The sequence below is a fragment of the Pedococcus bigeumensis genome, from assembly GCF_006438965.1.
In the GTDB taxonomy this organism is placed as follows: Bacteria; Actinomycetota; Actinomycetes; order Actinomycetales; family Dermatophilaceae; genus Pedococcus; species Pedococcus bigeumensis_A.
In genome coordinates, this window is sequence record NZ_RCZM01000006.1 from 189,041 (window position 1) to 213,923 (window position 24,883).

Here is a 24,883-nt window from a genome sequence, read left to right on the forward strand (position 1 = left end):
CCGATTGGACCGAGGCGGCTACTCGGTGGTGATCGCCTTGAGCACGTCGAGCCGGGCAGCCCGGCGACCGGGCCAGAGGGCGGCCAGCACCCCGACCACGCCCGCGAGCACCACGAAGACCGCCAGCTGCCCGCCCGGGATGGACAACACGTCGATCCCGTCGTCGGCGAGGCTGCGCTGCAGCGCCCAACCGGCCGCGAGCCCGAGCACGACCCCGAGGACCGCACCCAGCAGGGCGATGGCCACCGACTCCAGCCGCAGCATCGTGCGCAGCTGGCGCCGGCTCAGCCCGACGGCTCGCAACAGGCCGATCTCTCGGGTCCGCTCGATGACCGACAGCGCGAGCGTGTTGATGATGCCCAGCACCGCGATGATGACGGCCAGCCCCAGCAGCGCGTAGATGATGTAGAGCAGCTGGTCGATCGGGGCACGCTGTTCGGCCGCGAACTCGTCCTGGTTCTTCAGGGTCACCGATGGCAGGTCGGCGATGACCTTCTCGAGGCCCGCCTCGACAGCCTTCGGGTCGGCACCGGGCTGGCGCACCACGAACGCGGCGCTGTCCTGCTTCGGCACTCCAGCCGCATCCGCCGCATCGAGGGTGACCATGATCGAGTTGGGCAGGGCGGCCGTGCTGACGTAGATGCCGCCGACGGTGTAGGTCGCCTTCGCTCCGGCCACGTCCGCATCCACCTTGCTCCCGACCGTCAGTCCCTGCTCGTTGGCCCGGGTCTCCGAGACCAGCAGCGTTCCGGACCGCAGGTCGGCCAGCGAACCGCTCTTGAACTCGATCGGGACGGCCTTGCCGAGGGCCACCGGGTCCACCGCGGCCGCGAACCCGCGGTCCTCGTTGATCGAGACGCTGAGGTAGCGCATCGGGCTCACGGCAGCCACCCCGGGGACCTTGGCCACGTCCCGGGTGACCGTCGTGGAGAACGGCTGGCCGATGGCGTTGGAGATGACGTAGTCGGCGGCGAAGTTCTCGCTGATCGACTTGTCGACGCTGGCCTTCGCGGAGGCGCCGAAGACCGACATCATCGAGACCAGGGTCAGCCCGATCATCAGGGCCGAGGCCGTGGCGGCCGTCCGGCGGGGGTTGCGGGTCGCGTTCTGCTCGGCCATCAGGCCGACGGCACCGAAGAGGCGGCGGTAGATCGCCCCGAGGAACCTGATCAGGGGGTGCCCGATCACCGGGCTGGTGAGGATCGCGGCCATGACCAGGGCGAAGACGCCGGTCCCCACCCAGTAGGCCGAGTTGCTGATCGGGGTGAAGGCTCCGAGGAACGTGTTCCACAGCCCGATGACGAACAGCACCGAGCCGAGCCAGATGCGACGGTGCAGGGTCGACTCCGGCAGCGCGATGTCGTCGCGCATGGCCGCCACCGGCGGCATCTTCCCGGCGCGGCGAGCGGGCAGGTAGGCGGCCACCATGGTCACGACCATGCCCACGGCATACGCGATCAGGGCGGTGCTGGGTTGGAAGACCAGGGGCGAACCGCTGAGGTCGAGTCCGAACCGGGCGAACAGCGCCTGGATCCCGAGGGCGAGCAGGAACCCCACGCCCAGCCCGATGGTCGACCCGACCAGACCCACCACGAACGCCTCGAACAGGACCGAGCGGGTGACCTGCCGTCGACCGGCGCCCAGCGCTCGCAGCATCGCGAGCTCACGGCTGCGCTGGGCGACGAGGATCGAGAACGTGTTGATGATGAGGAAGGAACCGACGAACAACGCGATCCCGGCAAAGACGAGCAGGAAGATGTTGATGAAGGACAGCGCCTTGTTGATGCCGGTGGCCTGTTCCTTGGCCACGGACTTGCCCGTGACAGCCTCGAATCCCTTGGGCAGCGAGGCCTGGACCCGCGCGGCCAGCTTGTCGGCGTTGCTGCCGTCCTTGCCCGTCACCCACACGTCGGTGAACTCGTTCTTCCCCTCGAAGTAGAGCTGCTGCGCGGTCTTGGCGTCGAAGAAGGCAAGCGTCGCGCCGACCGTCCCGCCCTTGAACTCGGCGAGACCGACGAGGGTGGCAGTCACCTTGGGCTGGGCACCGCTCGTGACGAGCGTGACGGTGTCGCCGACGTTGTAGCCCGCTCGGTCGGCCGTGCCGGAGTCGAGGACGACCTCGCCCGACCGCTCGGGCCAATGGCCCTGCGCGATGGTGGCCGGCGGTACGCCGGTGGCGGTCGGGGCGTCGTTCCAGGCGAGGCCGAGCCCGGGCGGCCCGCCGCCCCCGATCAGCTTGCCCTTGGTGGACACCACGAAGGTCGTCGGGTCGGTGACGTTGCCGTCGGCCCGCGCCACGCCGGGCAGCCCGGCCAACGTCGTGACAAGGGACCCCGGGACGGTCTTGGCCGTCGGACCGGAGTCGAAGTCGCTGCTCGCCGTGTCGGGTCGGACGACGACCTCGCCCACCGTGTTGACGATCCCGTCGAACGCCTTGCTCAGGGTGTCGGTGAAGATGAACGACCCCGAGACGAACGAGACCCCGAGGATGATGGCGAAGGCGCTCATGAAAAGCCGGAGCTTGCGCCCGAGCAGGCTCTTCCAGCTGGCACGCAGCATGGTCAGGCGCCCGCCGAGTCCGGGCGGACACGCACGTCGAGGCGCTTCATCCGCTCGAGGATCTTCTCGGCCGTGGGCTCACGCATCTCGTCGACGACGTGCCCGTCGGCGAGGAACACGACTCGGTCGGTGTGCGCCGCGGCCACCGGGTCGTGGGTGACCATGACGATGGTCTGGTCGAACTCGTCGACGCTGCGGCGCAGGAAGCCCAGCACCTCGGCGCCCGAGGTCGAGTCGAGGTTGCCGGTGGGCTCGTCGGCGAAGACGATCTCGGGCCGGCTCACGAGCGCACGGGCGCACGCAACGCGCTGCTGCTGCCCACCGGACAGCTCACTGGGCCGGTGGCTCAGCCGGTCGCGCAGCCCGACGGTGTCGATGACGGTGTCGAACCAGGCCGGGTCGGGCTTGCGACCCGCGATGGCCAGCGGGAGCAGGATGTTCTCCTGGGCGTTCAGGGTGGGGATCAGGTTGAACGACTGGAACACGAAGCCGATCCGGTCGCGCCGCAGGGTGGTGAGGGCCTTGTCCTTCAGCCGGGTGATGTCGACGTCGCCGATGTAGACCTCGCCGGAAGTCACCCCGTCGAGGCCGGCCGCGCAGTGCATCATCGTCGACTTGCCCGAGCCGGAGGGGCCCATGATGGCGGTGAACTCACCGCGGGCGATGTCGATGCTGACACCGTCGAGGGCGCGTACCTCGGCCTCACCCTTGCCGTAGACCTTATGCAGGTCAACGACCCGGGCGGCCACCCGCACCAGGTCGGGACGGCCCTTGACCGGCGAGGTCGGGGCGCTGCTGGGCTCGTGGGTCGCGGCACTGGTCTCAGCGGCGGCGGACGCGGACATCTCGGGCTCCCGGCTCATCGTGGAATTCGTTCTCCTCCAAGGTAGGGACCTGCCCAGGTGGATGCATTCAGGTTCGACCCTGAGCACACCCTGAGTGAACCCCCGGTCCACTGACAGTGCGTCCACCTAACGGTGGACGTCGGGGGAAGGTGCCCGGTGGACGTCAGGGGAAGGTGCCCGGTGGACGCCAGGTGAACGTGCCCGGTCGCAGCCGGCCTAGCTGGCCACCTCGTGGAACGGCCCGTCGGTGTCACCGAAGGCAACGTGGACCGCCGCCCCACGGCTCTGGACGTCGAGCGAGCGGTAGATGTTCTCCAGGTGCTTGCGCACCGTGCCGGGAGAGAGCTCCAGCTCACGCGCGATCTGCTTGTTGGCCAGCCCGAGGCGGACCCGCTCCAGGATCTGCCACTGCCTGTCGGTGATGGGCAGCCGCACGGCGGGCGCCGCGGTGCGCGCGGCGAGCAGGAGTGGCTCGAGGTGGGGCTTCAGCAGCGTGAGGGCGAACTTCTCGCGGTCTCCGTACGGTCGCCCCGGGCCACGGGGGAAGAGGAGGCGCACGCTGCGGCCCGGACCGTCGGGGATGGACAGCAACATCTCGTCGTGGACGTCTTTGAGGAACTCCACGTGCATGGGGTGCACCAGCCACTCGTGGCGCGTGTAGAAGTCGTCGTGGATCAGCACCACCGGTTCGGACACGTGGTCGGGGTACTCACACGGTCGACACTGCCGGTAGAGCTGCCAGAAGGGGAAGTCGGGCCCCTCGGAACCGGGCTGGGTATCGACTCCCTGCTCACCCCAGGCTGAGAACTGGCGGTGGTAGTGCGAGTAGGTGGGCGGGCTCATGCCGTTGAACACGACCCTCTCGCAGCCCATCAACGCCTGCAGCTCCGCGAGGACCGCCCAGGTCCTCGCCTGCGAGTCACGAGTTGGCTCCGAACACAGGTCGACCACCGACCGCAGGCGACCCACCTCGGTGACTGACAACGAAAACGCACTCACGGGACCTCCCCGTCGAGCGTCGGACGTCGGCGCCCTCTCGACCATACGACCAACGGCGTATCGCCAACAGGCGCCCCCGACGCAGATTCTCGAGAGGTCGGGCCACGCAACCCGTAGCGGGAGGCGTCACCTGACGCTGATACCCGAGTGATACCGCCGCAGAACCGGCCCGGAACCACGTTCTGGGACAACGGATTCGCAGTCATCCACCCAGCTGCACCGCACCATCCCGAAGGGAACGCACATGTCCACCAACACCTCAGTTCGCCGGATCGCAGCCGCCGCCGGCGCCACCGGATTCATCGCTCTGTGTCTCGCTGCCCCGGCCTCGGCTCGCACCGACCCGGGCACAGGCGGGCTGCACGAGCAGTACCCAACCGTGGTCGCGACGCGGCCGGCGACCACACCGATCACCCAGGTCTTGAAGATCGATGACAACGCCGTCGAGCTCCTCCAGCTCGGCGCCGGCGTCGCGGCCGGGCTGGCCCTCGGGGGCGCCGGCATGGTCCTCATCACGCGCCGATCACACTCGCACCCCTCACCCGCCTGAGCAAGGACGTGATCACGATGAACATCCCTCCCCAGCTCGCTCTCGAGCGCGGTCTGCCACTCCGTCGCAAGCGGTCGGCCGCCGCGTTGCTCGCCACCGCTGTCGTTGGAGCAACGGCGCTCGCCACCGCAGCCCCGTCGGCAGTGGCACACACCGCCAACCACTCCCACGGGTCCGGGGCGCCCGGTGCGGTGGTCCTCGACTGGAACCGCATCAGCCTGCGCACCTTCACCGAGCGGGCCGTGCCCGTGCCCGTCCAGGCCCTGTATGCCGGGTTCGTGGAGACCGCGGTCTCCAACGCCGTCCTCACGATCGAGGGCGGCTACCGCCCGTACCTCCCGCAGGACCCAGCCGCCCCCGGCGCCTCAGTCGAAGCCGCGGCCAGCACTGCTGGCATACCAGGTCCTGACCACGCTGCTGCCCGCCTCGGAGGCCGCGCTCGCGGCCGACCGTGACCGGTGGCTCGCCCAGGTGACCGAGCCCAGCGCTCGCGCCGCCGGTGTCGAGGTGGGTGCGGACGCCGCAGCCGCCCTGCTCGCCGCCCGCGAAGGTGACGGTCGCTTCGCGGCGATCACCCTCGTGACCACCCCGGGCCCTGGTGTCTGGGACCCGCCGCCGACCGGGATGCTCGTCCCCTGGATGGGTTTCGTGCGGCCGATGGCCGTCCCGAGCCCGACCTGGCTGCCGCTCGCGGGACCGGACTCGCTGATCAGCCGCGCGTACGCCAAGGACTTCGCCGAGGTGAAGGCCATGGGCGCCAAGACCGGCTCCGCCCGGACTCCGGCGCAGACCGAGAACGCGCTGTTCTACAACTTCAACAGCGTGAACCAGTACAACGCCGGGCTCACCGACCGCCTCGAGCGGCACGGTGCCGACGCCCGCGAGTCAGCGCGGTCGCTGGCCCTGCTGAACATCGCGACCGCCGACGCGGTGATCGCGTGCTGGCGGGCCAAGTACGACGTCCACAACTGGCGACCGCAGCAGGCGATCCAGCGCGCTGACACCGACGGCAACAGGTGGACGTCGCCCGACCCGGCGTGGGAGCCCCTGGTCCCCAACCCGCCGTACGGCGACTACGCCAGCGGCCACGCCTGCATCAGCGGCGCCTTCAGCGAGACCCTGGCCAACCTCTACGGGCGCAACGCGATCGACGTGACGCTCTTCTCGGGCGTGACCGGCACGACCAAGCAGTACGACCGCGCCTCGGTGCTCAACCGGGACACGAAGAACGCCAGGATCTGGCTCGGGTTGCACTTCCGGCATGCCATGGAGGCCGGGAACTGGATCGGGCGTGAGTCGGCCGACTACACCTTTGCGCACCAGCTCCAACGGGTCAGGTGAGCCAACGGGTCAGGTGAGCCACCGGATCAGGTGAGCCACCGGGTCAGGTGATCGCGACCCTGGCCACCTGACGGAGCTCCGGGGCGTCGAACCGGTCGCCCCGGATCTCCCCGGCCTCCCAGCGCATCACCAGCCCCCGCCCCCGGACCTCGAGGGTGGCCAGGTTGTTGTCGAACCACGGGCCGTCGGTGACTGTCCACCTGTACGGCGCGCTGGGCACCTTGTCGGTGTGGTCCACGAGGAACGACAGTGGTCGCGCGAGGCCCTTGCCGAGGAACGCCTGACCGATGCGCACCTGTCGGGGCAGCGGGTTGCGGATCGGCGAGCAGACGGCTTGCAGGATCGCGCTGCTGCCGGCCGGGAGCTGGTTGAGGGGGATCTGCGTGACGTAGGAGTTGTGCACGTCGCCGGACAGGAACGTGATGGTGCCGGGCCGCTGACCACGGTTGCCGCTGGCGACATCCACCACCATGGCGAGCACGGCGGCAAAGCCCTCCTGGAACGCCGCCCAGTGCTCGAGGTCGACGGCGCGGCGCATCTTCTCCCCCCACCGCGCGATGCGTGGGCCCCAAGCCCCCGTGGCCATCGCCTCGTTGATCGCCTCGAGGTCGTGGATGCCCTGGGCGATGAAGAACGGCAGCGAGGTGCCGATGAGGAGGTGGTCGACATCGCCACGCAGCTGGCCGTCCAGCCACGCCAGCTCGTCGTCGTCGAGGATCGAGCGGCGCGCCGGCTCCAGGACGCGGGCCGCCCGCGAGTCCACGACCACGAGCCGGGAGTCGCCCAGGTCTCGGGCGTAGCTCCAGCGGTAGGTCTCGGGATGACGGTCCACTCGGTCCGCGAGGTCGTCCAGGACACGCGTCAGGTCGAGCTCGCCGGCCGCGCCCTCCTCCGCGTGCGCCACGACCTGCTGCCACACCTCGTCCTCCGCGAGCGCCTCGGGCGAGAGGTTGCCGACGTGCTGGTAGACCCAGTACGACGCGAGGCCGCCGACGATCCGCTCGTGCCACCAGGACGTCTGGTTGATCTCGCGCTTCCAGCTCTGCGAGGTGTTCCAGTCGTCGCGGATGTCGTGGTCGTCGAAGATCATCGCGCTGGGAAGGGTTGAGAGCAGCCACCGGTTGAGCGGGTCGCTCCATGCCAGCCAGTACAGGTGGGAGTACTCCTCGAAGTTCTTGAGCTCCGTTCCCGGAGGCACCTCGAGACTGCGGCGCGACGCAATGAACTCCTGCATCTGCTCGCTGGTCTCGTCGGCGTACACCTGGTCGCCGAGGAAGAGGACGAGGTGTGGCCAGTCCTTCCCGTCCCGCTCGCGCCGGCTCAGGTGGTAGGCGTAGGCGCGCAGGGCGTCAACGCCGCTGATGGCATTTCCTTTGGCATCGTGAGGTTCGCTCGTGCGGCAGGAGCCGAAGGCCATGCGGGTTGGCTCGCTGCGAAGCAGCGTCCTGATCCGGCTCGGCGGGAGACCGGGGTACTTCGGCTCGGACTCCGGCCAGACCTGCAGGTCATCGATGTCGACCGAGTAGTCGCTGACCGCGCCCGGCTCCAGTCCGTCGAGGACGACCAGCGCGTAGTGCCCCCCGTGCGCGGCGAAGGTGGGCGTCGACCACTCGCGGTCGAAGGCCCGCACCCGCACCTGAGCGGCGTCACGGGTCTGCACCCAGATGGTCGCCGATGTCTCGCCGATGTAGCGGAGCAGCGGCCCCAGGGTCAGGGGACCTACGGGATGGTGAGTCGGCACGAGGACCGTTCTACACGGCATACCGCGTCCGTGGGTAACACCCGAGGGCGCCCCGCCCTTTCAGGGGACGACCGAGGGCGGCCCGCCTTGCGGTGGACCGCCCTCGGACGTTACGGCGTATGCCGCGACGTCGGCTTCGTCAGAAGCCCATGCCGCCCATCTCGTCGCCACCGGGAGCCATCGGCGCAGCCTTCTCGGGCTTGTCGGCGATGACGGCCTCGGTGGTGAGGAACAGCGCAGCGATCGACGCGGCGTTCTGCAGCGCGGAACGCGTCACCTTCGCCGGGTCGATGATGCCCGCGGCGATCAGGTCGACGTACTCGCCGGTGGCGGCGTTGAGGCCCCACCCTGCTGCGAGCGTGCTGACCTTCTCGATCACGACGCCGCCCTCGAGGCCGGCGTTGATCGCGATCTGCTTGAGCGGAGCAGAGGCTGCGACGCGAACGATGTTCGCACCGGTGGCCTCGTCACCCTCGAGCTCGAGCTTCTCGAACGCGGCCTTGGTCGCCTGGAGCAGGGCCACGCCACCACCGGCGACGATCCCCTCCTCGACAGCAGCCTTGGCGTTGCGCACTGCATCCTCGATGCGGTGCTTGCGCTCCTTGAGCTCGACCTCGGTGGCGGCACCGGCCTTGATGACTGCAACGCCGCCGGCCAGCTTGGCCAGGCGCTCCTGCAGCTTCTCGCGGTCGTAGTCGCTGTCCGACTTGTCGATCTCGGCGCGGATCTGGTTGACGCGACCCTGGATCTGGTCGGCGTCGCCAGCACCCTCGACGATGGTCGTCTCGTCCTTGGTGACGACCACCTTGCGAGCGCGGCCGAGCATGTCGAGCTCCGCGGTGTCGAGCTTGAGGCCGACCTCCTCGGAGATGACCTGGCCACCGGTGAGGATGGCGATGTCGGCCAGCATGGCCTTGCGACGGTCACCGAAACCGGGGGCCTTGACGGCGACCGACTTGAAGGTGCCGCGGATCTTGTTGACCACCAGGGTCGACAGGGCCTCGCCGTCCACGTCCTCCGAGATGATGAGCAGCGGCTTGCCGGACTGCATGACCTTCTCGAGGAGGGGCAGCAGGTCCTTGATGCCGGAGATCTTGGAGTTGACCACGAGGACGTAGGCGTCTTCGAGGACAGCCTCCATGCGCTCGGTGTCGGTGACGAAGTAGTGGCTGATGTAGCCCTTGTCGAAGCGCATGCCCTCGGTGAGCTCGAGCTCGAGCCCGAAGGTGTTGGACTCCTCGACGGTGATGACGCCTTCCTTGCCGACCTTGTCCATGGCCTCGGCGATCATCTCGCCGATCAGGGGGTCAGCAGCGGAGATCGAGGCCGTCGAAGCAATCTGCTCCTTGGTCTCGACGTCCTTGGCCATCTCGAGCAGCTGGGCGGAGACGGCCTCGACGGCCTTCTCGATGCCACGCTTGAGGGCCATCGGGTTGGCGCCTGCGGCGACGTTGCGCAGACCCTCCTTGACGAGGGCCTGGGCGAGAACGGTGGCAGTGGTCGTGCCGTCGCCAGCGACGTCATCCGTCTTCTTGGCAACTTCCTTGACCAGCTCTGCGCCGATCTTCTCGTACGGGTCGTCGAGCTCGATCTCCTTGGCGATGGACACACCATCGTTGGTGATCGTGGGGGCTCCCCACTTCTTCTCGAGGACGACGTTGCGGCCCTTCGGACCGAGGGTGACACGGACGGCATCGGCGAGAATGTTCATTCCCCGCTCGAGACCGCGGCGAGCCTCTTCATCGAAAGCGATGATCTTGGCCATTCGGGTGGTTCCTCCCACGCGAAACGTAAACGATGGCCAGCGGGCGCCCGCGACGGACGGACCGGCTTGCGCGGCTCACGTCGCCGAGCTCCCCGGACCTCGCCCAGACTGGCCTGGATTGTCACTCTCATGGTGAGAGTGCTAACGCCATTATTGGCACTCTCGGGGGGAGAGTGCAAACGGCGTCCGTGCTCTCGAGGGTGGGCGCGGTGGTGGGTGCGGAGAGCGGCCTCCCGAGATCCCAGCTCTCGGCCTCCAGCGCCCCGCGGTGGCCCGAGAGCTGGGATCTCGGGGGCCGTGTTGCGCCACCTGTGGAGAACTCCAAGTGGGTGGCCCCGGATTTGCCACGCTCATACCGTGTCTCGTCCGTTGACCCACTCCCTCCAGCCCTGCACGGGCGCGCGTTCACGGTCGCCGAGGCACGCGAGGCGGCGGTCACGCAGTCTCGACTGGATGCACGCGACCTGGCGCGGCCGGGGTGGGGTCTGCGCAGCACCCGCTCGGCGCGCACCCTGGACGAGCACGCCCGCGACCTGGCTGCGGTCCTACCGCAGGGCGCGGCCTTCTCACACCTGACCGCCGCCCGGCTCTGGCGGCTCCCACTGCCGACACGCTGGGCCCTCACGGAACCGGTGGACGTGCTGAGTCGGGGCACACCGCTGCGACGCGCGGGGGTCCGTGGTCATCGAGGCCTCGACCTGCGCGAGGTGGAGGTCCTGCGAGGGCTGCGGGTCACCTGCCCCGTCCCGACCTGGACCGACCTGGCCACCGTCGCGGGCCTCTCCGTGGAGGACCTCGTCATCGCGGGTGATGCGTTTGCCACCCGCGATCGCGGCCTGCTGATCCGTCTCGCCCAGGCGGGCGGGGGCTCAGGAGGGCGGGGGCGACGCAAGCTGCGCGCCGCTGCCGAGCTCGTCAGGAGCGGCAGCGGGTCTCCGATGGAGACCAGGGCGCGGCTCGCGTTCGGCCACGCGCGCCTGCCCGAGCCAGAGCTCAACGCCACGGTGTATGCCGAGGACGGCCACTTCCTGGCGCGCGTCGACTTCCTGTGGCGTGAGGCGCGGGTCATCGTCGAGTACGAGGGCGACCAGCACCGAACCGACCGACAACAGTGGCAGAACGACATCCAGCGCTTGCGACTCCTTGAGGGGCTGGGCTGGAGGGTCATCCGGATCACTGCCGCCGACCTGTCCGACCCGCATCGGGGAGACGAGCTCATGCGCATCCTGCATGACCTCGTGGGCTGAGACTCCTCCCGAGATCCCAGCTCTCGGGCTTCAGGACCCCTTGGTGGCCCGAGAGCTGGGATCTCGGTGGAGGGAGTGCGCGATGGGCCCCGGCGGTGCCACCCTGAGACATGGCCGCTCCGACACCCAGCCCGTTCGAGGGCTCGAACTTCATCGTCGACCTCGGCGCGGGGGATGACACCTCGATCACGCGCGTCGACTTCCCCGTGGCGCTCCTCGACGAGGTCGCCTACCGCTCGGGCAACGACAAGACCGCCGAGCCTCGCAAGCAGCCCGGACTGGCGAGCTACTCCCACCTCGTCCTGCACCGCGGCCTCACCACCAACCTCGACCTCTGGAACTGGTGGGAGCAGGCCCGGAACGGCGACCCGTCGGTGGACCGCGACGTCCGCGTCAGGCTCCTTGACACCAGCCGCCAACCCGTCCTGGCCTGGCGGTTCCGCAACACGTTCCCGGCGGTCTACCGGCTGAGCCCCCTCGATGCCGCAGCCAGCGACCTCGTCATCGAGACGGTCGAGCTCGCCTTCGACTCGATGGACACCGAGACCTAGCGAGCGGGCGGCCGCGGGTCAGCCTGCTGGGCCGCCCTCCCTCAGAGCAGCGTGCGCAAGGTCGCCTCGGCCTCGGACTCGACCGGGCTGTCGAGGTCGCCGATGAAGACCGCGTATGCCGTGCGGGCCGGGTTCGACTCGAGCTCACCGAGGACCGTGCGCCAGGCGGCGAGGTTGGGGTGGTCGAGCGACGTGCAGGCCTCCGCGGGACGCAACGTCTCGACCGCGGCCTCGAGCTGCGGTCGGGTCAGGTCGTAGGTGTGCGACCCGTTCGCGTGGCCGAGCATCTTGGCGAGGACCACGGCGGGCAGACCGTGGGTCCCACCAGGCGCGTTCACGTGCGGGAACTCCAGCTCCGGCGACGAGGACGCGGAGCTGATGCCCACGGCATACGCGACCGGTGGGGCCCAGCCGTCGATGGTGGCGGCCAACGCGTCCTTGATCGCGGCAAGGCCTTCGGGTGTGCTCCAGTTGGCAGTCATCGGGCCATCCTGACAGCCGAGGGGAACGCATCGCGGTAGGAGCGGAGGTCCACGGACCCGTTGGCGACCGACTGGGCGGCCAGGACCGCGTGGCCGACGGCGCGTGTCACGCACTCCCCTGCGGCCAGCATCAGCGCGTGCAGCTCGGGCAGCTCGGGGGCCGGTCGCTCACCGGTCGCGAGGGTGAACAGGGTGTCGCCGTCGAGCAGCGTGTGCACCGGGTTGACCGCCCGCGCCAGGCCGTCATGGCCCAGGCCGCTGACCTTCTGGCACTGGGCCTTGGTGAGCGTGACGTCCGTGGCGATGACGCCGATCACGGTCGCCATGCCGGGGCGCATCGGCTGCCCCTCGTATGCCGCGGCGGCACGTTCGCGGGCGGCCTCGAGCTCGTGGGCGGCCGGCAGTGTGACGTGGGCGAACTCGTCCCCCAGGCCGTGCCGGCCGGCCAGCAGCTCGCCGGTCTGCTCGTCGTAGGGAGCACCGAAGGAGTTGACCACGACGAGGGCTGCGACCGTGGTGCCGTCGTCGAGAACGACGCTCGCCGACCCGACACCCCCTTTCATTCCTCCCGACCGCGCGCCAGTGCCGGCTCCGACACAGCCCTGGACGACGGCGTCGGCCGAGGCGACGTCGAACGCATCCGCACCCTCGGAAGCCGTTGGTGCGTGGCCGAACTCGCCGCCTCGACCTAGGTCGAAGAGGACCGCAGCCGGCACGATCGGGACCACCTCACCCGGCTCACCCATCGGCCAACCCAGCCCCGCGGCATACAAGCTCTGCACCACTCCGTCGGCGGCGGCCAGACCGAACGCACTGCCACCGGTGAGCACCACGGCGTTGACCCGGTCGACGAGGTTCCGGGGGTCGAGCAGGTCGGTCTCCCGGGTGCCGGGGGCGCCACCGCGGACATCGACCCCGGCCACGGCGCCGGCGTCCGGCGCGAGGACGACCGACGTGCCGGTGAGCCAGCCGTCCTCACGGCGGGTGGCGTGCCCGACGCGGATCCCGGCGACGTCGGTGAGTGAGTTGGTCGGGCCGGGGACCGGGCTCACGCCGCCCCGTCCGCCGTCGTGGTCGCGTCAGGCTCAGGGGCTGCATCGATGACGCAGAAACGGTTGCCATCGGGGTCCTCGAGGACGACGTAGTCGTGCTCCTCGTCCGGGTAGGGCCAGTCCTCCACCCGTCGCGCACCAAGGCCGAGGAGTCGCTCCACCTCCTTCGCCTGGTCATGGGCGTAGAGGTCGAGGTGGACTTGAGGGAACGCCGCAGGCCTGGACTCGCTCAGGTTGAGCGACAGGTTGGGTCCGACGCCGTCGCGAGGCTGGAGGATGACCCAGTCGGGCTCGGGGTCGTACCGGGGCTCGAAGTCCAGTGCCGGCGCCCAGAAGGCCATCGCCCTGGGCACGTCGCTGACATTGACGACGATCGACCCGATCCTGAAGGCAGCACCCATCACAGCTCCATCCGGTAGGCCCGCGCGTCGGCCGCGAACCCCACCCGCTCGACCATCGCCGTCGTGTGGATCCCCGCAGACACGAGGACCTGCCGGAAACCCGCATCCCTGGCCCACTCCACGGCCGCTCGCAGCAGCACTTCACCGGCACCGATCCCCCGGTGCTCAGGTCGGACGAAGAAGGTGTCGACCACGAGGTCGGCCCCCGCGCCGGCAGGGCGCCCGGGCCACGGGAGCGGCTCCACGACAGCCGCCTGGAGGTAGCCCGCGTGGTCGTCCCCGGCCTCGGCGATCCAGACAGGGTGGGTGTTCTCGGTGGCCAGCCAGGCCCGCGCATAGCGGTCGAGGAAGCCCGGCTCACCCGACCCGCCGCGATGGCGGGCGCACTGCAGCGTCAGCGCCGCGACGACGAGGGCGTCGTCGGGCCCAGCCAGCCGTGTTCGCACTTCGCCCACGGGGGCAGTCAAGCACGTGCGGTGCCCGTGCCGCGCGCCAACGGACGCCCGCGGCATACCGGGATCTCACGCCGGGGCCGGGATCTCACGCCGGGGCCGGGATCTCACGCCGGGGCCGGGATCTCACGCGGGGTCGGACGCAACAACGCCCGTACAGTCGCTTCTGCACGGGCGTTGGTGAACTGGGGGGCTCGCTCAGAGCTGGATGCCCAACCGTCGGGCACTGCGGGCACGCTGGCGCGAGGCGCGCAGTCGGCGCAGTCGCTTGATCAGCATCGGGTCGGCCTCGAGGGCGGCCTGGGAGTCGATCAGGGCGTTGAGCACCTGGTAGTAGCGGGTCGCGCTCATGTCGAACAGCTCGCGGATCGCCTGCTCCTTGGCCCCCGCGTACTTCCACCACTGCCGTTCGAAGGCAATGATCTCGCGGTCGCGGTCACTCAGCTCCGTCTTGGGGCTGACATGACCCTGCTCATGTGCGGCGTTCAACTCTCGACCCATCCCTGTGTGTTCGCAGACGTGGTGCTGGCGTGCAGGGCCAACTATACGGAGCGAATCACACCGTTGTCATTCCACTCGGGTAGTCCGATCGGCGGAGTCTCAGCGGCTCTGGCCACACCCGTCACACTCGTCCCACGAGGGTCCTCCGACCCCAGCGACGAGCGTCAGGCCATGGTGTCGAGGATCGCCGTGATGTCGTCCTCGGAGGTGCGCGGGTTGACGATCGCAAACCTGGTCAGCGTCTCGCCAGCGTGTGAGGTCGGCACGACGAAGGCGAACTGGTCGGCGAGCAGCCGGTCGGACCACTCCTGGTACTGCGCGGCCGACCAGCCGATCCGCCGGAAGACCACCACCGACAGGTCCGGCTCGCGGGCGACCTCGAGGTAGTCACGGCGGCCGATCTCGTCGGCCGCAAAGCGCGTCACCTCGAGGGTGCGCTCCACGGCTTCGCGGTAGGCATCCGTGCCGTGCGTCGCGAGCGAGAACCAGAACGGCAGCCCCCGCGCCCGCCGGGTGAGGCCGACCGAGTAGTCGGTCGGGTTCCAGTCGGGGGCGTCGTTGAGGACGTCGAGATAGGAGGCGTGCTGGGTGTGCGCCGCCCGAGCCAGGGCCGGCTCGCGGTAGAGGAGCGCGCAGCAGTCGAACGGCGCGAACAGCCACTTGTGCGGGTCGACGATGAAGGAGTCGCAGTGCTCGATGCCGGCATACAGGTGGCGCACCGAGGGAGCGGCGAGGCCGGCACCGCCGTAGGCGCCGTCGACGTGGAACCAGATCCCGAACTCGCGGCAGACCTCGGAGACCGAGGCCAGGTCGTCGACGATGCCGAAGTTGGTCGTCCCACTCGTGGCGACCACGGCGAAGAACGTCTCGGGACCGTGGGACAGCAGCACCTCGCGCAGCGCCGGCCCGGTGAGCCGACCCATGTCGTTGACCTCGACCCCGACCAGCTCGGCATCCATGACGTCGCAGGCCGACTGGATCGAGGAGTGCGCCCCGTGGGTGGCGGCGACGCGGAACGGGCGCGCACCGGCTCCGGTCCGGCCGTCACTGGCCGCGTTCGTCCGGGCCGTATGCCGTGCGGCGACGAGCGCTGACAGGTTGCCGATCGTGCCGCCTGGGACGAAGACGCCGCCAGCCTCAGGCGGCAGGCCGACGAGGTTCGCGATCCAGCGCAACGCCTGGTTCTCGGCGTAGACCGCCCCTGCGCCTTCGAGCCAGGACCCGCCGTAGATCGACGATGCTCCGACCACGAGGTCGAACATCGCAGCTGCCTCGGTCGGCGCGCACGGGATGAAGGACAGGTATCGCGGGTGGTCGGTGGAGATGCAGGCGGGCGCCAGGTCCTCTTCGAACAGCTTGAGCGCCGCGAGGCCGCCGATCCCGTCGGCGGTGATGGTGGCGCCGGCTCGGGCGTCGAGCTCGGCCAGCGTCAGGGGCCCGTCGAGGGGCACCGGGTCGAGCTTGAGGCGGTCGGCGGAGTAGGCGAGGATCGCGTCGCCGAGGGCCTCGAGATTTTGGTCGCTGTAGCCATGCACGCGGCGAGTCTAGGCCGCGCGGCTCACGCGGGGCTCATGCACCGGGAGGGCCGAACAGGGCCGCCCGCAGGCCCGCGACGTCTTCGACGAAGGCGTCCGGGTGGGTGGCCGCGAGGGCAGGTTCGAGACCCGCACCCCAGCTGACGGCCACGGAGCCCATGCCGGCCGCGTGCGCCGCCTCGACGTCGACGGTCGCGTCGCCGACGTAGACGCAGTCGTGCGGCGCGGCACCGAGCTGCGCGGCGGCATACAACAGGGGTGCGGGGTGGGGCTTGTGGAGGTCGGTCTCCTCTTGTCCCGCAAGGACATCGATGCGGTCGGCGATCCCCACGGCGCGCAGGCCGAGGCGCACCGTCTCGCTCTTCTTGGAGGAGACCACCCCGGTGCGGGCACCAGCGGCGTGGAGCTCGTCGAGGAGCGCAGGGATGCCCTGGACGGTGCGGATCAGCTCGTCGTGGTTCGCGAGGTTCCACTCGCGGTAGACGTCAGTGAGCTCGGTGCCACGACCGGGGTACCGCTCCTCGAGCACGGGCTGGAGCGGGCGGCCGATCCACGAACGGACCTCGTCGTCAGCGGCCCGCTCCCCCAGCACCGATCCCAGGGCGTGGTGGTAGGACGCGACGATCAGCGGGATGGTGTCGGCGAGGGTGCCGTCGAAGTCGAAGAGGACGACCGGCCAGCGAGGAGTCACGGGCCCGAGGCTAACGAGGCCCGACGAGACCGCGTCAAACGCCGGGTCACACACCCGGCGGGTGTCCTTCTGGACGAAGGCTCGGCGACCGACGTCGACCTCGGAACGAAAGGAATGACATGTCTCTGTTCATGGACGTGCACACCATCGAAGGTGGCCTCGCGGCCGGAGACGTCGCGGGAGCTCACCAGGCCGACCTGGCCGCCCAGGCGCCGCACGGAGTCAACTACCTGCGCTACTGGGTCGACGAGTCGGCGGGGAAGATCTTCTGCCTCGTCGATGCCCCGGACGCGGAGGCAGCCAACACCGTGCACCGGGAGGCTCACGGTCTCGTGGCCGACGAGATCTACCCTGTGCTCGAAGGCTCCTAGGCGGCTGACATGACCGAGTTGACGTCCGCGAGCGTGGCCGCCGAGACGGCATGGCTGGACCGATGGTCCGCTGGGCCGACGGAGACGGACCTCGCGCCGCTCCGCGACGGGAGCGCAGCACCGGACCTGACCCTGCCGGACCACACCGGCCGGGGCCGACAACTGTCGGAGTTCTGGACCGGGGCACCGGCCCTGCTGATGTTCTGGCGCCACTTCGGGTGCAGTTGCGGCGCGACCCGAGCCGCGCGGCTCGAATCCGAGTGGTCGGACTACCGCGACGCGGGCCTCGCCCCGGTCATCATCTCCTTGGGTGACCCGGTGCGCGCCAGCGCCTACCGGGTCACCCATGCCCTGTCGGCACCTGTGCTCTGCGACCCGGAGGCGCGGGCGTACCGGGCTTTCGGTGTCGGGCACTGGGCGGTCGAGCGGGTTCTCTACGACGCTCCGGCCCCCTTCCTGTCGCACTCGCGAGAGGTGGGCAAGGCGTTCCAGGAAAGTCGCCGGCGGCGGGGAAACCCACCGGTCGACGACCCCTGGCGCTCGGTCGCGGAGTTCGTGATCGCGCCAACGGGTCGGGTGCGGCTGGCGTACGGTTACCAGTACTGCGAGGACTTCCCGGATCCTCGAGTCATCACCACGGCGGCCCGGCTGAGCGTGCGATGACGACCGCGTCAGCCTGGCGTCCGGTGGCACTGCCGCCGGGATCGGAGGTCCGATGAGCCTGTCGGTGCAGCTCCTCGGCCGGCCCCGGATCGTCCAGGCGTCCGGCACGACCTACCCGTTCCGGAGCCGCAAGAGCTGGGCACTCCTGGCCTACCTGATCCTGGCGGAGGTGCCTCCGAGCCGCGGTCAGCTCGCCCAGCTCCTGTTCGCCGACGCCGATGATCCGCAGCGCGCCCTCAGGTGGTGCCTCTCTGAGATCCGCCGCGGGCTCGGTGAGGGCGGCTCGGTCGAGGACGACCCGGTCCAGCTGCGCCTGCCGCACGACGCGGTCGTGGACGTCGAGGTCCTGGCTCGCGGGGCATCGAGCGACGCCATCGCGCTGCCGGGGCTCGGTGCCACCGTGCTGGACGGAATGACGTTCCGGGCCAGCGCGGCATACGAGATCTGGTTGCTGGCCCAGCAGCGGCACCTGACGGCCGCCTCCGAGGCGATCCTCCACGAAGCCGCCGTCCGGTCGTTGGCGCGCGGCGAGTGGCAAGAGGCGATCAGCTACGCGTCGCGGGTCGCCGCCATGAGTCCGCTCGACGAGAACCACCAGGCACTGCTCATCCGGCTCTACCGCCTCGCGGGTGACGACGACGCGGCCGAGCGAGCGTTCGCAGCCTGTGCCTCGCTGTTCCAGAGCGAGCTCGGCACACCTCCGGGGCCGGCCGTGCTTGCTGCCCGCCGGACCAGCAGACCCAACCCCCTCGCTGAGGCGGACGACGCCACCATAGAGGCGATCATCGAGGCCGGCACCGCCGCCATGGGGGCCGGCGCCCTCGAGGCGGGGATCCGTTCGTTGCAGACCGCCACCCGGCTGGCCGACGGTGCGCGCAAGACCCGTCTCCGGGTGCGGTCGCGGCTTGTCCTGGCCGAGGCCCTCGTCCACGCCCTTGGCGGGCTCGACGAAGAGGGGCTGGCCAGCCTCTACGAGGCCGACGAGATCGCGGTCGCCCACCAGCTGACCGATGCCGTGGCAGCAGCGCGGGCCGAACTCGGTTACGTCGACTTCCTGCGCGCCCGGTACGACAGGGCGCTGGTGTGGCTGAACGACGCGCTGCGGCTCGCCGACGGCTCCCCGGCGATGACTGCCAAGGCGACTACCTACCTGGGTTCGGTGGAGAGCGACCGGGCGAACTATGGCCCGGCCAGGCTGCTGCTGGAGCAGGCAGTCCATCACGCTCGGATGGCCGGTGACCCCAGGCGAGAGGCCTTCGCCCAGTCGATGCTGGGCCGGATCAGCCTGTTGTCCGGGGATCTGGGTGGTGCCAGCGAGAAACTGTCGACCTCCATCGCCCTGGCGCAGCAGGACCACTGGCTGTCCTTCCTGCCCTGGCCCCAGGCGCTCCTGGGGGAGGCCACGCTGGCCGCTGGCGACGTCGGGACGGCGGCCGAGGTGTTCGACCAGGCCTTCGCCCGCGCCTGCCAGCTGGGCGATCCCTGTTGGGAGGGCATCGCGGCGCGTGGGCTCGCCCTGGTGGCCGAGGCGGACGGCGAGGTGTCGCGAGGGTTCGACCTACTCGCGGAGTCCCGCGCGCGGGCCAACCGGCTCGCCGATCCGTACGTGTGGCTGGACGGCCACATCCTCGACGCCCAGTGCATCCTCGGACTTCGGCACGGCCATCCGGAGACCGGCGCGTGGGTCGAGGACCTGCGCCAACTGGCCTCCCGCACAGGAATGCGTGAGCTCGTCGTGCGCTCCCTGCTGCACGGCGCCTCGCTCGGTCAGGAGGGGGACGGGGAGGCCGCCGTCCTGCTCGCGAGGGACATCGACAACCCCGCGCTCACGGTCCTGCTCGACGCCCGACGGTCCTCGACGACGCCGAGCCCCCAGCCGCCCGGGTAACACCCGGGCAAGCCCCTGCCGGGCTTCTGGGTTGGCCAACCCTGTCATCGCTCGGAAGCGCTGGCGGCCGCGGACCGCGGCAGTCGCCAGGCTCGGAGCGGCAGGGACAACGAGATCCGGCGTCGTTGGCGTCTTTGGCGTCGTTCGGCAACGGCCTGGCTCAGCGCGGACCGTTGTGCTGCCTGGTGACTCAGCTCCGCACTGGACGGGTTCGAGTTCCACCAGACGTCGGTGGTGGTGACCATGGTGCTCTCCTTCGGGTGAGCTCGGCGTGGGTCGCCGAGCGTCTTCCTGAAGGGAACCGGGCAGCCGTGTGAGGCCGCGTTTGACTACCAGGAGCCGTGGATCGCGGCCTAGTCGACGGCTTCGACGCCCAGCTCGCGCAGCAGCGCCTCCACCAGGCCTCGGATCTCGTCGCGGATCAGGCGCACGGCCTCGACGCCCTGACCGGCCGGGTCGTCGAGGACCCAGTCCTCGTAGCGCTTGCCGGGGAAGTACGGGCAGGTGTCGCCGCAGCCCATCGTGACGACCACGTCGGAGTCCTGGACGGCTTCGGTGGTCAGCACCTTGGGGGTCTGCGCCGCGATGTCGATGTCGTCCTCCGCCATGGCCGCGACTGCGGCCGGGTTCACCTGGTCGGCCGGCTGGCTCCCAGCGGACCGCACCTCCACGGCGCCACCCCCGAGGTGCGCAAGGTATGCCGCGGCCATCTGCGAGCGACCCGCGTTGTGGACACAGACGAACAGTACGGAGGGCTTGTCACTCATGCGGGTTCGCTTTCAGGTGTGGGGAAGTGGGAACGCAGCGCGAGGCTGACATAGACCAGTGCGACCAGGACCGGAACTTCTATCAGCGGGCCGACGACCCCCGCCAGTGCCTGCCCCGAGGTTGCACCGAAGGTGGCGATGGCCACCGCGATGGCCAGCTCGAAGTTGTTGCCGGCCGCCGTGAAGGCGAGGGTCGTGGTGCGCGCGTAGGACATGCCGAGGACACGACCGAGGACGAAGCCGGCGCCCCACATCACCGCGAAGTACGCGAGCAGGGGAAGGGCGATCCTGGCCACGTCGAGGGGTCGGCTCGTGATCTGCTTTCCCTGCAGGGCAAACAGGATGACGATGGTGAACAGCAGGCCGTACAAGGCCCAGGGGCCGACCCGTGGCAGGAAGCGCTGCTCGTACCAGTCCCGGCCGCGCCGGCGCTCACCCAGCCGCCGCGACAGGTACCCCAGCAGCAGCGGAACGCCGAGGAACACCACGACCGAGGTGGCGATCTGCCACGGCGAGACGTCCAGCCCGGTCTGCTGGAGGCCGAGCCAGCCAGGAAGGACCGACAGGTAGAACCAGCCGAGGGCGGCGAACGCGACGACCTGGAAGGCCGAGTTGAGCGCGACGAGCACAGCGGCCGCCTCTCGGTCACCGCACGCGAGGTCGTTCCAGATGATCACCATCGCGATGCAGCGGGCCAGCCCCACGACGATGAGGCCCGTCCGGTACGCGGGGAGGTTCGGCAGCAGGAGCCAGGCCAGGGTGAACATCAGGGCCGGTCCGACGAGCCAGTTGAGCACCAGGCTGGAGACGAGCATCCGTCGGTCTCCGGTCACCGTGTCGAGGCGGTCGTAGCGGACCTTGGCCAGGACGGGGTACATCATCACGAGCAGCCCGAGGGCGATGGGCAGCGAGACCCCGTCGACCTCGACGGAGGACAGCACCCCGCCCAGTCCGGGCACCAGCCGGCCGAGCAGCAGCCCGGCCACCATGGCCAGGCCGATCCAGGCTGGGAGGAACCGGTCGAGGGTCGACAGCTTCGCGACGACGTGCGCCGGTGCCGTGGTCGCGTGAGTGGGGAGCGTCACGCGCAGCAGGGCTCCTGCTGCCCGGAGGCAGGCGCATCGGCGCGATTGGCCGACGACTCAGCGACGGAGGGCGTCGTGCAGCAGCCGCCGTCGTTCATCCCCGCCACGAGGGGCAGGCTCGCGGTCGCCGGGCGGCCGTCCACCGGGTTGTCGTCCTTCACCGTGTAGACCTCCCAGGGGGCGCCTGCCGGGTCGTGGACCCACACCTTGTCCTGCAGGGCATAGCAACACGTCGTGTCCCGCTCGTCGAACGCGGCCAGACCGGCGTCGCGCAGCCGGGCCGCGCCCGCCTCGACGTCGGCGCTGCTGTCGACCTCGATGCCGAGGTGGTTGAGCGCCTGGGCGGTCCCCTCGCCGCGCTGGTCGACCGGGACCTCGATCAACACCAGCTTGAGCGGCGGCTCGGCGATGGCGAAGTTGGCGTAGCCCGGACGACGCTTGTGCGGCTGGGTGCCGAACAGGGTGGCGTAGAACTCGACCGACTTCTCGAGGTCGGCGACGTTGAGGGCGAGCTGCACACGAGACATGGGTGGACTCCTTGGTTCATCGACTATTGTCTATGCAGGAAGTGAAACGGCCACATCGATGTTTGTCAATATCGATGTGGATCTATTTCAAGGAGACCTCGTGACCGCCCCCAAGCTCATCGCCACCCTCACCGACTCGAGCCCGCGCGCCGACGCCCGGGCGGCCGACGCCGGAGACGTCGCATGCTGCGGCACGCTCACCACCGACGTGGCGATGGGGCGCGAGCAGGCGGAGGCCACGGCATACCTCCTCAAGGCGGTGGCCGACCCCGTGCGGCTCCAGCTGCTGTCGCTGATCCGCTCGTCCAAGGGACAGGAAGCCTGCGTCTGCGACCTGACCCCTGCCGTCGGACTCAGCCAGCCCACGGTGAGCCACCACCTCAAAGTGCTCACCGAAGCCGGCCTGGTCACCCGCGAGCGGCGGGGTACCTGGGCCTGGTTCCGGCTGGTGCCGTCGCGGCTGGACGACCTGGCCGCGATCTTCCGCTGACAGGGGTTTAGTTTCTGGGTATGCCGCCCGCTGCCCTCACCGAGCTCGTCCACCCCTCGTGGGCGGCCGCGCTGGAACCCGTGGCCGGGGCAGTGGCCTCGCTCGGTGAGTTCCTGCGTGAGGAGGTCGCAGCGGGCCGTGGCTACCTGCCGCCCGGCGGTCACGTGCTGCGGGCGTTCGAGCGCCCGCTGGACGACGTGCGGGTGCTCATCGTCGGGCAGGATCCCTACCCCACGCCGGGCCATGCCGTGGGGCTGTCCTTCTCGGTGGCGCCGGACGTGCAGCCGGTCCCGCGCAGCCTGGTGAACATCTACCAGGAGATGCAGACCGATCTCGGCCTCGCACGCCCCGCCACGGGCGACCTGTCCCCCTGGGCCGACCAAGGCGTCCTCCTGCTCAACCGGGTGCTGACGGTGCAGCCCGGCAAACCCGCGAGCCACCGCGGCAAGGGCTGGGAAACCGTGACAGCGCAAGCGATCTCGGCGCTGGTGAGCCGCGGTGGCCCACTGGTGGCCATCCTGTGGGGCCGGGACGCGAGGAACCTCGTACCGCACCTCGGCGGCATACCCGCCATCGAGAGCGCCCACCCCTCACCGCTGTCGGCACACTCCGGCTTCTTCGGCAGCCGGCCGTTCAGCCGCGCCAACGAGCTCCTCGCCCAGCAGGGCGCCACACCCATCGACTGGAGGCTCCCGTGAGCGACGACACCAACCCCGACGGCGCCGGCGCCACTGGGGCGAGCGACGCAGAGAACCTGACCCACCTGCCGGAGAGCGGCAAGGTGTGGCACCGCTACGTCGCGATCGGCGACTCGTTCACCGAGGGGATGTCGGACGCCGACCCGCAGCGAGCGAACTCCTATGTGGGCTGGGCCGACCGGCTCGCCGGGCACCTGGCCGACATCGCCCACGAGGCGGGTGGCGACTTCGCGTACGCCAACCTCGCCGTGCGCGGACGCCTGCTGGCCGACGTCATCGGGCCCCAGCTGGAGGCGGCCATCGCGCTCGGTCCGGACCTCGTCTCGATGGTCGGCGGCGGCAACGACATCCTGCGACCGAAGGCCGACCTCGACGCGATCGCCTCCCGGCTGGAGGCCGCGGTCGTGCGGCTCCGCGAGGCCGGAGCCGACGTGCTGCTGGCGACACCGACCGACCCGGTGGGTGCGCCGGTGCTGCGCCACCTGCGCGGCCGCCACGCGATCCACTCGGCCAACCTGTTCAGCATCGCCCAGCAGCACGGGGCCTACGTCATCAACCAGTGGGGCATGAAGGCGCTGCAGGACTTCCGGCTGTGGTCCGAGGACCGGATCCACATGACGACCGAGGGGCACCGGCGGGTGGCGCTCAACGCGCTCTCCGCACTCGGGCACGACACCGACCGCGCCGACTGGTCGACGCCGCTGCCGCCCGCACCGCCGGTCGCGCGACGCCAGGCTGCCGCGGCCAACGCCGAGTGGGCCAAGACCCACCTGGCGCCCTGGGTGCAGCGCCGCCTCAAGGGCCAGTCCAGCGGCGACACCGTGCAGGCCAAGCGGCCCGATCTCACCCCGCTGGACCGCGGGACGGCCTAGCCAGCGATCAGGCGAGCGCGACGAGCAGCTGGCGCGACACCAGACCCACGCTGCTCGCGAGCGAGTCGAGGTAGGTGCGGGTCAGGGTCGGGCTGGACTGCAGCTCCCAGAGGACCAGGGCCTGCTGCCAGGCCGCGTCGCGGGCCCGGCTGACGCTCCAGGAGCCGACCAGGTTGAGGACCGGGGAGATCTCGTGGTCGAGCCGTCGCTCGGTCTCGTCGAGCAGCGACTGGCGAACCTCCTCATGGACCTCGGCGAGCACGGCGTTGATCGTCAGGTAGTCGTGCTGGACCCCGGGACTGCTGGGCGAGAGCCCGAGCTGGCGGCAGGTGCGGACCGTGGCGATCGGGAGGTCGTGGTTGATGTGGGCGTTCATCCCCGCGACGGCGAACTGCACCGGGAGCAGGCCGGTCGCGGCACGGCTCTCGAAGAGCGGGGTCCACGCCTTGCTACGACCGTCGTCAGACGCCTCCACCGCCTCGAGGTACAGCCCCGCGAACACCACGTCGAGGCGCTCGAGGAAGGCCGGGTTCACGAACGCGTGGGCAGCCAGCCGGTCACCGACCCGCTCGGTGACGAGGAGGTACACCGCGTTGAAGTGGCCCACCCCGTCCCCAGGCCCGAGGCCGGCACCCACCCGGCGCAGCCGCTCGACCACCTCCGGGACGCTGGCTGCCTGGCCGGGCGGCACGGCGATCGGGCGGGTCGGCGCGAGGACCTTGCGCACCCGTCGGACGACAGAGCCGAACCACCCCACAACGACGACGGTAGGGCCGCGGTGACCACGGCGTCCATGGCTCCGCCGCGGCT

The 24,883-nt window shown here is 70.2% G+C and carries 28 protein-coding genes; 11 read left to right on the forward strand and 17 right to left on the reverse strand.

The features are described from left to right. Positions 1–18: 18 nt before the first annotated feature. The 3 genes from EAH86_RS17275 to EAH86_RS17285 form a co-directional block, all read right to left on the reverse strand. Positions 19–2,559, reverse strand: coding sequence for an ABC transporter permease (locus tag EAH86_RS17275; RefSeq protein ID WP_140743041.1), 2,541 nt, complete (start codon positions 2,557–2,559; stop codon positions 19–21). Positions 2,560–2,561: 2 nt separating this feature from the next. Then, positions 2,562–3,422 (reverse strand): ABC transporter ATP-binding protein, encoded by an 861-nt coding sequence (locus EAH86_RS17280; RefSeq protein ID WP_241668431.1) that lies wholly within the window; start codon positions 3,420–3,422, stop codon positions 2,562–2,564. A gap of 198 nt (positions 3,423–3,620) precedes the next feature. Then, positions 3,621–4,403, reverse strand: a complete 783-nt coding sequence (locus EAH86_RS17285) for a response regulator transcription factor (protein WP_140743043.1) — start codon at positions 4,401–4,403, stop codon at positions 3,621–3,623. Between the two features lie 244 nt (positions 4,404–4,647). On the opposite strand from EAH86_RS17285, the gene EAH86_RS17290 reads away from it, so the two are divergent. The 3 genes from EAH86_RS17290 to EAH86_RS17300 are packed head-to-tail and all read left to right on the forward strand — an operon-like array spanning position 4,648 to position 6,294. Further along, entirely contained in the window at positions 4,648–4,953 is a 306-nt protein-coding gene (locus EAH86_RS17290; RefSeq protein WP_140743045.1) for a hypothetical protein, read from the forward strand. 17 nt (positions 4,954–4,970) lie between these two features. Beyond that, the gene (locus tag EAH86_RS17295) at positions 4,971–5,408 is read left to right on the forward strand and encodes a hypothetical protein (protein ID WP_140743047.1); all 438 of its coding nucleotides are present in this window, start codon (positions 4,971–4,973) and stop codon (positions 5,406–5,408) included. A gap of 16 nt (positions 5,409–5,424) precedes the next feature. Next, positions 5,425–6,294, forward strand: coding sequence for a vanadium-dependent haloperoxidase (locus EAH86_RS17300; RefSeq protein WP_140743049.1), 870 nt, complete (start codon positions 5,425–5,427; stop codon positions 6,292–6,294). A 43-nt stretch (positions 6,295–6,337) separates the two neighbouring features. Here EAH86_RS17300 and EAH86_RS17305 read toward each other — a convergent pair whose 3' ends face one another. Further along, positions 6,338–8,035 carry an alkaline phosphatase D family protein gene (locus EAH86_RS17305; RefSeq protein ID WP_241668432.1) on the reverse strand — a complete coding sequence of 566 codons (1,698 nt, stop codon included), beginning with the start codon at positions 8,033–8,035 and terminating at the stop codon, positions 6,338–6,340. A 139-nt stretch (positions 8,036–8,174) separates the two neighbouring features. Then, entirely contained in the window at positions 8,175–9,800 is a 1,626-nt protein-coding gene (gene groL / locus EAH86_RS17310; protein ID WP_140743053.1) for a chaperonin GroEL, read from the reverse strand. Positions 9,801–10,141: 341 nt separating this feature from the next. Between groL and EAH86_RS17315 the strand changes: the two genes are divergently transcribed. Both EAH86_RS17315 and EAH86_RS17320 read left to right on the forward strand, forming a co-directional pair. Then, positions 10,142–11,047, forward strand: coding sequence for an endonuclease domain-containing protein (locus EAH86_RS17315; protein ID WP_161988687.1), 906 nt, complete (start codon positions 10,142–10,144; stop codon positions 11,045–11,047). A 110-nt stretch (positions 11,048–11,157) separates the two neighbouring features. After that, positions 11,158–11,598 (forward strand): phage tail protein, encoded by a 441-nt coding sequence (locus tag EAH86_RS17320; RefSeq protein ID WP_140743057.1) that lies wholly within the window; start codon positions 11,158–11,160, stop codon positions 11,596–11,598. 41 nt (positions 11,599–11,639) lie between these two features. On the opposite strand, the gene EAH86_RS17325 is transcribed toward EAH86_RS17320, so the two are convergent. The 7 genes from EAH86_RS17325 to EAH86_RS17355 all read right to left on the reverse strand — a co-directional run bounded on the left by EAH86_RS17325 (position 11,640) and on the right by EAH86_RS17355 (position 16,712). Beyond that, positions 11,640–12,080, reverse strand: a complete 441-nt coding sequence (locus tag EAH86_RS17325) for a hypothetical protein (RefSeq protein ID WP_140743059.1) — start codon at positions 12,078–12,080, stop codon at positions 11,640–11,642. Further along, a complete protein-coding gene (locus tag EAH86_RS17330) occupies positions 12,077–13,132 on the reverse strand; it encodes a P1 family peptidase (RefSeq protein WP_140743061.1) in 1,056 nt (351 codons plus the stop codon). Before EAH86_RS17330 ends, EAH86_RS17325 begins: the two co-directional genes overlap by 4 nt. Then, a complete protein-coding gene (locus EAH86_RS17335) occupies positions 13,129–13,533 on the reverse strand; it encodes a VOC family protein (protein WP_140743063.1) in 405 nt (134 codons plus the stop codon). The genes EAH86_RS17330 and EAH86_RS17335 overlap by 4 nt, the downstream gene beginning before the upstream one ends. Then, the gene (locus tag EAH86_RS17340) at positions 13,533–13,988 is read right to left on the reverse strand and encodes a GNAT family N-acetyltransferase (protein ID WP_161988688.1); all 456 of its coding nucleotides are present in this window, start codon (positions 13,986–13,988) and stop codon (positions 13,533–13,535) included. The genes EAH86_RS17335 and EAH86_RS17340 overlap by 1 nt, the downstream gene beginning before the upstream one ends. Positions 13,989–14,183: 195 nt before the next feature. Further along, positions 14,184–14,486: a DUF3263 domain-containing protein gene (locus tag EAH86_RS17345; protein WP_140743067.1), complete on the reverse strand. Its 303-nt coding sequence runs from the start codon at positions 14,484–14,486 to the stop codon at positions 14,184–14,186. Between the two features lie 164 nt (positions 14,487–14,650). After that, entirely contained in the window at positions 14,651–16,021 is a 1,371-nt protein-coding gene (locus tag EAH86_RS17350; RefSeq protein ID WP_140743069.1) for a pyridoxal phosphate-dependent decarboxylase family protein, read from the reverse strand. Between the two features lie 34 nt (positions 16,022–16,055). Beyond that, positions 16,056–16,712, reverse strand: a complete 657-nt coding sequence (locus tag EAH86_RS17355; RefSeq protein WP_140743070.1) for an HAD family hydrolase — start codon at positions 16,710–16,712, stop codon at positions 16,056–16,058. A gap of 119 nt (positions 16,713–16,831) precedes the next feature. Here EAH86_RS17355 and EAH86_RS17360 point away from each other — a divergent pair, with 119 nt between their 5' ends. Genes EAH86_RS17360 through EAH86_RS17370 form a run of 3 tightly spaced genes read left to right on the forward strand, consistent with a single transcriptional unit; the run spans position 16,832 to position 19,634 of the window. Then, complete coding sequence (locus EAH86_RS17360; protein ID WP_140743071.1) at positions 16,832–17,083, forward strand: DUF4242 domain-containing protein; 252 nt, start codon at positions 16,832–16,834, stop codon at positions 17,081–17,083. Positions 17,084–17,092: 9 nt separating this feature from the next. Beyond that, positions 17,093–17,746: a redoxin domain-containing protein gene (locus tag EAH86_RS17365; RefSeq protein WP_140743072.1), complete on the forward strand. Its 654-nt coding sequence runs from the start codon at positions 17,093–17,095 to the stop codon at positions 17,744–17,746. 52 nt (positions 17,747–17,798) lie between these two features. Beyond that, positions 17,799–19,634, forward strand: coding sequence for a BTAD domain-containing putative transcriptional regulator (locus EAH86_RS17370; RefSeq protein ID WP_161988689.1), 1,836 nt, complete (start codon positions 17,799–17,801; stop codon positions 19,632–19,634). A 44-nt stretch (positions 19,635–19,678) separates the two neighbouring features. On the opposite strand, the gene EAH86_RS17375 is transcribed toward EAH86_RS17370, so the two are convergent. From EAH86_RS17375 to EAH86_RS17390, 4 genes are all read right to left on the reverse strand, one after another. Beyond that, a complete protein-coding gene (locus tag EAH86_RS17375) occupies positions 19,679–19,879 on the reverse strand; it encodes a hypothetical protein (RefSeq protein ID WP_140743076.1) in 201 nt (66 codons plus the stop codon). A gap of 108 nt (positions 19,880–19,987) precedes the next feature. Next, positions 19,988–20,401 carry an arsenate reductase ArsC gene (locus EAH86_RS17380; protein WP_140743078.1) on the reverse strand — a complete coding sequence of 138 codons (414 nt, stop codon included), beginning with the start codon at positions 20,399–20,401 and terminating at the stop codon, positions 19,988–19,990. After that, positions 20,398–21,486 carry an ACR3 family arsenite efflux transporter gene (arsB, locus tag EAH86_RS17385; protein ID WP_140743080.1) on the reverse strand — a complete coding sequence of 363 codons (1,089 nt, stop codon included), beginning with the start codon at positions 21,484–21,486 and terminating at the stop codon, positions 20,398–20,400. Before arsB ends, EAH86_RS17380 begins: the two co-directional genes overlap by 4 nt. Continuing rightward, the gene (locus tag EAH86_RS17390) at positions 21,483–22,013 is read right to left on the reverse strand and encodes an ArsI/CadI family heavy metal resistance metalloenzyme (protein ID WP_140743082.1); all 531 of its coding nucleotides are present in this window, start codon (positions 22,011–22,013) and stop codon (positions 21,483–21,485) included. Before EAH86_RS17390 ends, arsB begins: the two co-directional genes overlap by 4 nt. A 100-nt stretch (positions 22,014–22,113) precedes the next feature. On the opposite strand from EAH86_RS17390, the gene EAH86_RS20685 reads away from it, so the two are divergent. From EAH86_RS20685 to EAH86_RS17405, 3 genes are read left to right on the forward strand one after another with little or no spacing between them, the layout of a single operon-like run. Beyond that, the gene (locus EAH86_RS20685; protein ID WP_425325232.1) at positions 22,114–22,503 is read left to right on the forward strand and encodes an ArsR/SmtB family transcription factor; all 390 of its coding nucleotides are present in this window, start codon (positions 22,114–22,116) and stop codon (positions 22,501–22,503) included. A 20-nt stretch (positions 22,504–22,523) separates the two neighbouring features. Next, positions 22,524–23,201, forward strand: a complete 678-nt coding sequence (locus EAH86_RS17400; RefSeq protein ID WP_140743086.1) for a uracil-DNA glycosylase — start codon at positions 22,524–22,526, stop codon at positions 23,199–23,201. 56 nt (positions 23,202–23,257) lie between these two features. Next, entirely contained in the window at positions 23,258–24,073 is an 816-nt protein-coding gene (locus EAH86_RS17405) for an SGNH/GDSL hydrolase family protein (RefSeq protein WP_277752349.1), read from the forward strand. A 7-nt stretch (positions 24,074–24,080) separates the two neighbouring features. On the opposite strand, the gene EAH86_RS17410 is transcribed toward EAH86_RS17405, so the two are convergent. Continuing rightward, positions 24,081–24,830 (reverse strand): DUF5995 family protein, encoded by a 750-nt coding sequence (locus EAH86_RS17410; protein ID WP_140743088.1) that lies wholly within the window; start codon positions 24,828–24,830, stop codon positions 24,081–24,083. Between the last annotated feature and the right edge of the window lie 53 nt (positions 24,831–24,883).

What these genes read in the sequence shown, in the direction of transcription:
- EAH86_RS17275 (WP_140743041.1), bottom strand. Translation starts at nt 2,559, where the DNA reads ATGCTGCGTGCCAGCTGGAAGAGCCTGCTCGGGCGCAAGCTCCGGCTT.
- EAH86_RS17280 (WP_241668431.1), bottom strand. Translation starts at nt 3,422, where the DNA reads ATGAGCCGGGAGCCCGAGATGTCCGCGTCCGCCGCCGCTGAGACCAGT.
- EAH86_RS17290 (WP_140743045.1), top strand. Translation starts at nt 4,648, where the DNA reads ATGTCCACCAACACCTCAGTTCGCCGGATCGCAGCCGCCGCCGGCGCC.
- EAH86_RS17295 (WP_140743047.1), top strand. Translation starts at nt 4,971, where the DNA reads ATGAACATCCCTCCCCAGCTCGCTCTCGAGCGCGGTCTGCCACTCCGT.
- groL (WP_140743053.1), bottom strand. Translation starts at nt 9,800, where the DNA reads ATGGCCAAGATCATCGCTTTCGATGAAGAGGCTCGCCGCGGTCTCGAG.
- EAH86_RS17320 (WP_140743057.1), top strand. Translation starts at nt 11,158, where the DNA reads ATGGCCGCTCCGACACCCAGCCCGTTCGAGGGCTCGAACTTCATCGTC.
- EAH86_RS17325 (WP_140743059.1), bottom strand. Translation starts at nt 12,080, where the DNA reads ATGACTGCCAACTGGAGCACACCCGAAGGCCTTGCCGCGATCAAGGAC.
- EAH86_RS17335 (WP_140743063.1), bottom strand. Translation starts at nt 13,533, where the DNA reads ATGGGTGCTGCCTTCAGGATCGGGTCGATCGTCGTCAATGTCAGCGAC.
- EAH86_RS17345 (WP_140743067.1), bottom strand. Translation starts at nt 14,486, where the DNA reads ATGGGTCGAGAGTTGAACGCCGCACATGAGCAGGGTCATGTCAGCCCC.
- EAH86_RS17360 (WP_140743071.1), top strand. Translation starts at nt 16,832, where the DNA reads ATGTCTCTGTTCATGGACGTGCACACCATCGAAGGTGGCCTCGCGGCC.
- EAH86_RS17365 (WP_140743072.1), top strand. Translation starts at nt 17,093, where the DNA reads ATGACCGAGTTGACGTCCGCGAGCGTGGCCGCCGAGACGGCATGGCTG.
- EAH86_RS17370 (WP_161988689.1), top strand. Translation starts at nt 17,799, where the DNA reads ATGAGCCTGTCGGTGCAGCTCCTCGGCCGGCCCCGGATCGTCCAGGCG.
- EAH86_RS17375 (WP_140743076.1), bottom strand. Translation starts at nt 19,879, where the DNA reads ATGGTCACCACCACCGACGTCTGGTGGAACTCGAACCCGTCCAGTGCG.
- EAH86_RS17380 (WP_140743078.1), bottom strand. Translation starts at nt 20,401, where the DNA reads ATGAGTGACAAGCCCTCCGTACTGTTCGTCTGTGTCCACAACGCGGGT.
- EAH86_RS17390 (WP_140743082.1), bottom strand. Translation starts at nt 22,013, where the DNA reads ATGTCTCGTGTGCAGCTCGCCCTCAACGTCGCCGACCTCGAGAAGTCG.
- EAH86_RS17400 (WP_140743086.1), top strand. Translation starts at nt 22,524, where the DNA reads ATGCCGCCCGCTGCCCTCACCGAGCTCGTCCACCCCTCGTGGGCGGCC.